Origin of the sequence: Myxococcus sp. CA023, from assembly GCF_010998615.1 — a bacterium.
Lineage (GTDB): Bacteria > Myxococcota > Myxococcia > Myxococcales > Myxococcaceae > Myxococcus.
The window spans coordinates 1-7,088 of record NZ_JAAEAH010000149.1 but is presented as its reverse complement, the minus strand read 5'-3'; the positions used below and the strand labels follow the sequence as shown (position 1 = coordinate 7,088).

Below are 7,088 nucleotides of genomic sequence, written 5' to 3'. Positions count from 1 at the left end.
GGCGGGGGCGGCGGGGGCCACCGAGGCACCAGTGTCTTCCAGGTCCAGGCTTTCGCGCAGGTCCGCGAGCGGATCCACCTCTTCCGGAGGTGACGGCATGGGCGGGCGCAGGTTACCCCCCGGACGGGCTCACCACCAGAGACGCGTGGGCATGTGCGCGTCCGAAGTCCATCCATCCGGTCGGACGGCAGCCGTACAGTCCCCTCGACGCCGAGGCTCCCGGGCGTTAGCCAGTGAGGGAAAACATCACACCTCGCCTTGCCCTCCCGGTGGGCCGGTGACAGCTTCGGAAGTTTCTATGGCCATCCGCTACGCGCTACCCAACGGGCTTACCGTCGTCTTCGAGGAGCAGCACGCCGCCAAGGTCGCGGCCTTCCAGGTCTGGGTCAAGGCCGGGAGCGCCGACGAGCGGCCGGACCAGGCGGGACTGGCCCACCTGCACGAGCACATGCTCTTCAAGGGCACCGAGCGGCGCGGCCCCGGTGAGGTCGCCCGGGACGTGGAGTCCCACGGCGGCGAAATCAACGCCTGGACCTCCTACGACCAGACCGTCTACCACATCGTCATCGCCAGCCAGTTCGCCCGGATGGGCCTGGACATCCTGGGAGATGCGGTGCGCCGGTCGGCCTTCGACGCGGGCGAGCTGTCGCGCGAAATCGAGGTGGTGTGCGAGGAAATCAAGCGCAGCCAGGACACGCCGTCCCGCCGTGCCTCGCGCGACCTCTTCTCCACTGCCTACCAGGTGCACCCCTACCGGCTGCCCGTCATCGGCACCGACGAGAGCGTGCGCAGCTTCACGCGGGAGAAGGTGCTGGAGTTCTACCACCGCCACTACACGCCAAAGAACCTGGTGCTGTCGGTGGCGGGAGACTTGCGCGAGGCGGACCTGCGCGAGTGGGTGGACGACATCTTCGGCGGCGACTGGGGCCGGCCGTATGAGGGCCGGGTAGCGCGCGCCCCAGAGCCCATGGCCGCGGGCCGGCGCGTCCTGCTGCGCCCGGACGAGGTGAAGGAGGCCTACCTCCACTTGGCCTTCGGGATTCCCCAGGCGGACCACGAGGACGTGCCCGCGCTGGATGTGCTGGCGATGATTGCCGGCCAGGGGGACGCGTCCCGGCTGGTGCGCGAGGTGAAGCGCCGCCACAACCTGGTCAACGACATCCACACCTTCGCGTATACGCCCACGGACCCGGGCCTCTTCTCCGCGTCGCTGACGCTCCAGCCCGCCAACGCCGTCCGGGCGCTGGAGGAGACGGCGCGGGGGCTGGCCACGCTGCGCGCCACGCCGGTGACGGCGGAGGAGCTGGCCACGGCCAAGGCGCTGGTGGAAGCAGAGGCCGTGTACCAGCGCGAGACGGTGCAGGGCGTGGCCCGGAAGATGGGCTTCTACCAGTCCGGCATGGGCAGCCTGGAGGCGGAGGCCCGCTACTACGAGGCCGTGCGCAACCTCACGCCCGAGCACCTGCGCGCCGCCGCCGAGCGCTACCTGCGCTTCGACCGCGCCGTCGTCACCGGCCTGCTGCCGGAGGGCACGCCGCTGACGGAGGCGCAAGTCAACGAGGTGCTGGATGCCGTGGACCGCGCGCCCGCCGCGGCGCCGCCCGAGCGCAAGCCGCGCAAGGTGGCCGTGAGTGACTCGCCGGTGCGCATCCTGAAGGGCACGAGCGCTGGCCCCAGCGACATCATCACGGAGAAGCTGCCGTCGGGCGCGACGATTGTCGTGCGCGTGGAGCCCGCGGTGCCGCTGTTCGCCATCCGCGCCGCCTTCGCGGGCGGGCTGCGCTACGAGACGCCGGAGGACAACGGCATCACCACGCTGCTCACCCGCTGCATCACGCGGGGGACGCCGACCCACGACGCGGAGGAGGTCTCCGACCTCATCGACGCGTACGCGGGCAGCCTGGGCGGCCAGGGTGGGCGCAACTCGGTGGGCCTGCGCGGTGAGTTCCTGTCGCGCCACTTCGAGCCGGCCTTCCGCCTCTTCGCGGACTGCCTGCTGAATCCTTCGTTCCCGGAGGCCGAGGTCGCCCGCGAGCGCACGCTGCTGCTCCAGGACATCCTCACGCGCGAGGACAAGCCGTCCAGCGTGGCCTTCGACCTGTTCAGCAAGACCATCTACCGCACGCACCCCTACCGGATGCCCACCACGGGTGAGCAGGCGTCCGTGGAGAAGCTGACGCCGGAGCTGCTGCGCGCGTGGCACGCGGCGCACATGGACCCGTCGCAGTTGACGCTCAGCGTGGTGGGCGACGTGAAGGTGGACGAGGTGATGGCCCTGGCGCGCGAGTACTTCGGTACGTCGCGCGGCAAGGCGGCCCCGCCTCCGAAGGTGGCGCTGGAGGCGCCGCTGGAGGGGCCTCGCGAGGCGAAGAAGGTGCTGGCGCGGGCCCAGGCGCACCTGGTGCTCGGCTTCCCGGGCATCCGCGTGGGCGACCCGCAGCAGCACGCGCTGGAGGTGCTCTCCACGGTGCTGTCCGGCCAGGGCGGGCGGCTCTTCGTGGAGCTGCGGGACAAGCGCTCCATGGCGTACAGCGTCAGCTCGTTCGCCATCGAAGGCGTGGATCCGGGCTACTTCGCCACGTACATGGGCACCAGCCCGGAGAAGGTGGACGCGGCGCTGGCCGGCATCCGCGCGGAGCTGGAGCGCGTGCGCGACGAGCCCATCCCCGCCGAGGAGCTGGCGCGCGCCAAGCAGCACCTCATTGGCACGCACGAGATTGGCCTGCAGCGCAACGGCTCGCGCGCGGCGTTGCTGGCGCTGGACACCTGCTACGGCCTGGGCCTGGAGAACTTCCTCCACTACGCGGACCACGTCGCCAAGGTGACAGCGGACGACGTGCGCGAGGTGGCGCGCAAAATCATCAACTTCGACCGCAGCGCGCTGGCCGTCGTCGGGCCGTAGCGACGCGGTGTCCCTCGGGAGGACACGCCGCTCCTAGAGCGCGGTGCTCCCGAGGGCGCCTTCGATGGCTTCGAGCAGGGGCTGTGCCGGAGCGCCCGGAAGCGTCGTGCAGCCCCGCGCCAGCTCCCGCTTCATTCGGAGCCGGTCCGGCTGTGAGCGCGCCTCTCCGGCCAGCGCCTGCGGGTCCACCGGCGTGGCGAGCAATGTCGCGCAGGTGCGGAAGGTCTCCAACCGGTCCAGGTCCTCTTCTTCCAGCGTGACGGGCGTGCCATCCAGCGCCAGTCCGACGAAGGACAACTGCCGAATCTCGTCCGCCGTCAGCACCAGCGCCCCGTTGAGGGTAAGCCGGGGCGGAGGCTGCGGGCCCGGTCCTCCCGCCAGCTCCACCACGCCGTCCACGGGCTTGGGCTGGCAGGGCACCTCGCGCAAGGACAGCAACTCATCCGTCTTGCGCGTCTCCCGCGTCTCGCCGCTGCGGGAGAGCTGAACGATGCCGGCCACCACCGCGGGCACACCGGCGATGAGCAGCCCCAAGCCCCACCCCGTGGCGACGTCGCGGCTGGAGGCGCCGTAACGGCCCTGCTCATCGATGGCGGAGCGGTTCGGCGTGTCCGAGAACAGCGTGCGCCCCACCAGCAGCGTCCCGCCCAGCACCGTGAGAATGCCTCCGGTGCTCACCGCCGCCGCCGCGCCCATGTTGCTGTGCGTGGAGATGATGTCCTCCGCGTACTCCCCATGCTGCTCGGTGCGGCAGATGTCCGATGAGGAGAACGCCAGTGTGAGCTGGGGCCACTGCACCTGCGTCTTGGCGAAGGGGATGCGCTCGTTCAGCGCCTTCTCCTGGGAGTAGGTCCGCAAGAGCGGCCCGCGCTCCGTCCTCCGCTCCACGTCCAGCGGTGCGCACCCCACCGCCATCACCAACACCGCCGCCCCCAGACGCTTCATGGTTGGCCCTCCCGGAAGAAGCCCGCGACATCCGGGCACTCGGTGAGAAACCGCGTCGCGTCCACACAGGTCGGGGGGTGGTCCGTGGACATGCCCCAGCTGAGCAAGGGCTCGCGGCACTCCAGGACGCGCTCCCGCGTGGGGGATGCGAAGGCAAAGGCGTCGTCCTCGCAGCCCGTCCGCTGCAGGAGGGTGGCCTCGCAGCTCAGCTCCAGGTCAAGCTGCACCGCCACGCCGGGACAGGCCCCCGCAGACTGGCAAAGCCGGACGACGACATCCCGACAGACCGCGGCATCCGGCGCGTCCGGACCCGAGCAGGCAGTCAGGCAGATCAGGGGCCACCAGCGAATGAGGCGTCTCACGGCGCTTCCACGCTAGCCACGCTGGGATTAAAGGGCCCGCATGTCCCAGACCTATCTGTCACTCACAGTGGAGTTGCCCGAGGAAGCGTCCGAGGCCGTACAGGACCTCCTCCACGAGTCGGGCGCGCTGGGCCTCGAAGTGCGGGACCGCGAAGCGCCCCTCATGCCGGGCGTGCGCGGACCGAACCCTGGCGAGGCCATCATCATCGGCTACTTCGACGAGCGCGACACGGCCGAGTCCGCCCGTGACGAGGTGGCGTCGTCCTTCCCCGAGGCGAAGCTCACATTGGATGAGCAGCCCCAGCAGGACTGGAGCAACGAGTGGAAGTCGCTCATCAAGTCCGTGCATGTGGGCAGGTTGTGGGTCGGTCCCCCGTGGGACAAGGCGAACGCGCCCGCGGGCACCGTGCAGCTCGTGATTGAGCCGAAGATGGCCTTTGGCACCGGCGACCACCCGACGACGTCCCTGTGCCTGGCCGCGGTGGACGCGTACATGGCGGAGCACCCGGGCGCCGCCGTCCTGGACGTGGGCACCGGCACGGGCGTGCTGGCCATCGCCGCGAAGAAGCTGGGCGCGGGCCGAACCGTGGCCACCGACAACGACCCCATCTCCGTGGAGCTGGCGCAGGAGAACCAGACCGAGAACGGCACGCCGGACATCGAGGTCTCCGGCAAGGAGCTGACCCAGGTGGAGGGCACCTTCGACCTGGTGCTCGCCAACATCCTGGCCAACACGCTCATCGAGCTGGCCCCGCTGATTGTGGCGAAGACGAAGGACCGGCTCGTGCTGGCGGGAGTTCTCTCCCACCAGCGCGCGGACGTGGAAGCCGCCTACCGCAACCTGGGCCTCACCGTGCTGACCGGCGCCACCCAGGGCGAATGGGTGCGCATCGACCTGCAGCGCTGAAGTACATGGCGCCGTCCCCGTGAGGAATGCGCGGGGACGGCGGCCATGGGTTACGGCCGTTCGACCCGGACAGGGCGCATTGCACTGTCCAGCACCACCACCGCCGTGCCCAGGCCGCCGCTCTGCATTCGCGAGTAACGGACATCCCGGATGGTGACGCGCCATCCATCGGCGCGCGCATCCACCTGATACGTGGGCAGACGCAGCCAGTTGGCCAGCCCTCGAATCTGCGGCGCCGACAACGCGGCCTGGATGACGGGCCCGGGCTGGGCTTCACGCGGCACGCTGGCGTCACTGATGCGGAAGCGGCCCGCGTCGCCCGCCAGGAAGTCGGCGCGGACGAAGTGGTAGCGGTCCGGTCCCAAGGCGATGATGTCCCGCACGAAGGGGTTGGCCGGCAACGGTCCCGCGATGGCGCGCTCCACGGGGAGGTTCTGCGAGCGAAGCCATTCCAGCGCACGCGGCGCGGCCACCTGCGAGCCCATGAAGATGGCGCTCAGGTAGAGCAACAAGCCCACGCCGCAGACTCGGGCCACACGCTGCGCGGAGAGGACATGTGTTCCACGCAGCCGCAACCAGACGATGGCGGCCACGCCCACGGCCCACATCACCTTCGCGGGCCATAGGACGAACGCGGGAACCATGATGAGCGCGGTGGAGGCAACACCGAGCACCACCCACCCCGCGGCGGACCTGCGCGTGCGCGCATCCGCCATGATGACGGCGGCACCGGCGAGCAGCCACACCCACGGGTCGATAATGAAGAGCGCGTCGCCGTAGAACCACGTCCCGTCAAAGGGCATCAGCAGCCGGACGCCATACGTGTTGAGCCAGTCCAGTGCGGGGTGACTCAGCACCGACAACGTGGACAACACCAGCAGTGGCCCGAAGCGAGCCGGCGGCAGGTCCGGATGCCTGCGCCTGCGCACGTACCGGTCCCAGAGCAGCATCAACCCGGTGAGGACGAAGGGCCACAAAGCCAGGGCGAGCACGCCGTGCGTCCAGCCCCGGCGCCAGTAGAGCGACGCATCCGAGCCCGCCAGGGTGACGAGGCCATCGACATCCGGCAGGTTGGCGCCGATGACGAGCGTCGCGGTGGCCAGCGGCGTGGTGCGCTTCAGCCCCGCCTCCGCCATCCACGCGCCGACGAGCGAGTGAGCCAGATTGTCCATGCCCCCACTCTAGGCGTGCCCGCACCGCCCAGCGTCTCTCCAGGGTGGTGGGCCCCGCGCCCGAGACACGGTAGCGTCACGCCCGCGTGGAGACGCCGCCCCCTTCCCGGCCACCAACCGACGTCCGCTCCCAGCTCGTGGGGCCGATGCTCGCCTACCTGCGCGCGACGGGGCGCGACCCGTCCCCGCTGGTGGAGCGCTTCGGGCTGCCCGCCAACGCGAGCGCGCTGCCCGAAGTCACCCTCCCGCTGGCCACCCTGCACGCCTTCCTCGACGCGGCCGAGACCCTGTCCGGAGACGCCTTCCTCGGCCTGCACGTGGCGCAGCGAGTCCCACGCGGAAACTACGGACTGGTGGAGTACATCGCCCGGGCCTCCCCCACCGTCCGTGACACCTTCCGCGCGCTGGCCCGGTACATGGCGCTGCTGGAGCCCGCCTGGCGCGCCTCCTTCCAGGACGCACCGGACGGCAGCGGCACCTTCGTCTACGGCATCACCGGCGAGCCCCTGGCCTACGGCCGCCACGCCAGCGAGTTCGGACTGGCCCTCTTCGTCCACGTCGGGCGCCAGCTCACCGAACACCCGTGGAATCCGCGCCACGTCTCCTTCGCCCACCCCGCCCCCGCGGACCTCCGCCCGCTCGAGCAGCACTTTGGCGTCACCCCGGCGTTCGACGCGGGCCGCAATGCCTTGACACTGGACGCGGCCACGCTGGCGCTGCGCGTGGTGGACGCGGACCCCGTCCTCCTGTCCGTACTGGAGCGCGCCGCAGGCACCCCCGCCGCCGAGCCACCGTCGGCG

Annotated in this window: 6 protein-coding genes; 3 read left to right on the top strand and 3 right to left on the bottom strand. The window is 70.7% G+C overall.

Annotation, left to right across the window (positions count from 1 at the left end):
- Positions 1 to 298 precede the first annotated feature (298 nt).
- A complete protein-coding gene (locus F8M74_RS36665) occupies positions 299 to 2,902 on the top strand; it encodes a pitrilysin family protein (protein ID WP_171410567.1) in 2,604 nt (867 codons plus the stop codon).
- 33 nt (positions 2,903 to 2,935) lie between these two features.
- On the opposite strand, the gene F8M74_RS36660 is transcribed toward F8M74_RS36665, so the two are convergent.
- Positions 2,936 to 3,847, bottom strand: a complete 912-nt coding sequence (locus F8M74_RS36660; RefSeq protein WP_228560925.1) for a hypothetical protein — start codon at positions 3,845 to 3,847, stop codon at positions 2,936 to 2,938.
- On the bottom strand, positions 3,844 to 4,080 hold the full coding sequence (locus F8M74_RS38335; RefSeq protein WP_228560927.1) for a hypothetical protein: 237 nt from the start codon (positions 4,078 to 4,080) through the stop codon (positions 3,844 to 3,846). Before F8M74_RS38335 ends, F8M74_RS36660 begins: the two co-directional genes overlap by 4 nt.
- A 169-nt stretch (positions 4,081 to 4,249) precedes the next feature.
- Between F8M74_RS38335 and F8M74_RS36655 the strand changes: the two genes are divergently transcribed.
- Positions 4,250 to 5,116, top strand: a complete 867-nt coding sequence (locus F8M74_RS36655) for a 50S ribosomal protein L11 methyltransferase (RefSeq protein ID WP_141258965.1) — start codon at positions 4,250 to 4,252, stop codon at positions 5,114 to 5,116.
- A gap of 50 nt (positions 5,117 to 5,166) precedes the next feature.
- Here the strand turns inward: F8M74_RS36655 and F8M74_RS36650 are convergent, their stop codons facing one another.
- The gene (locus tag F8M74_RS36650) at positions 5,167 to 6,288 is read right to left on the bottom strand and encodes a metal-dependent hydrolase (RefSeq protein ID WP_141258964.1); all 1,122 of its coding nucleotides are present in this window, start codon (positions 6,286 to 6,288) and stop codon (positions 5,167 to 5,169) included.
- A 146-nt stretch (positions 6,289 to 6,434) separates the two neighbouring features.
- Here F8M74_RS36650 and F8M74_RS36645 point away from each other — a divergent pair.
- A partial coding sequence (locus tag F8M74_RS36645) for an AraC family transcriptional regulator (protein WP_240462326.1) occupies positions 6,435 to 7,088 on the top strand: 654 nt, incomplete at its 3' end.

Bases quoted from the DNA above. Each gene is read 5' to 3' on its own strand.
- F8M74_RS36665 (WP_171410567.1), top strand. From the start codon at position 299: ATGGCCATCCGCTACGCGCTACCCAACGGGCTTACCGTCGTCTTCGAG.
- F8M74_RS36660 (WP_228560925.1), bottom strand. From the start codon at position 3,847: ATGAAGCGTCTGGGGGCGGCGGTGTTGGTGATGGCGGTGGGGTGCGCA.
- F8M74_RS36655 (WP_141258965.1), top strand. From the start codon at position 4,250: ATGTCCCAGACCTATCTGTCACTCACAGTGGAGTTGCCCGAGGAAGCG.
- F8M74_RS36650 (WP_141258964.1), bottom strand. From the start codon at position 6,288: ATGGACAATCTGGCTCACTCGCTCGTCGGCGCGTGGATGGCGGAGGCG.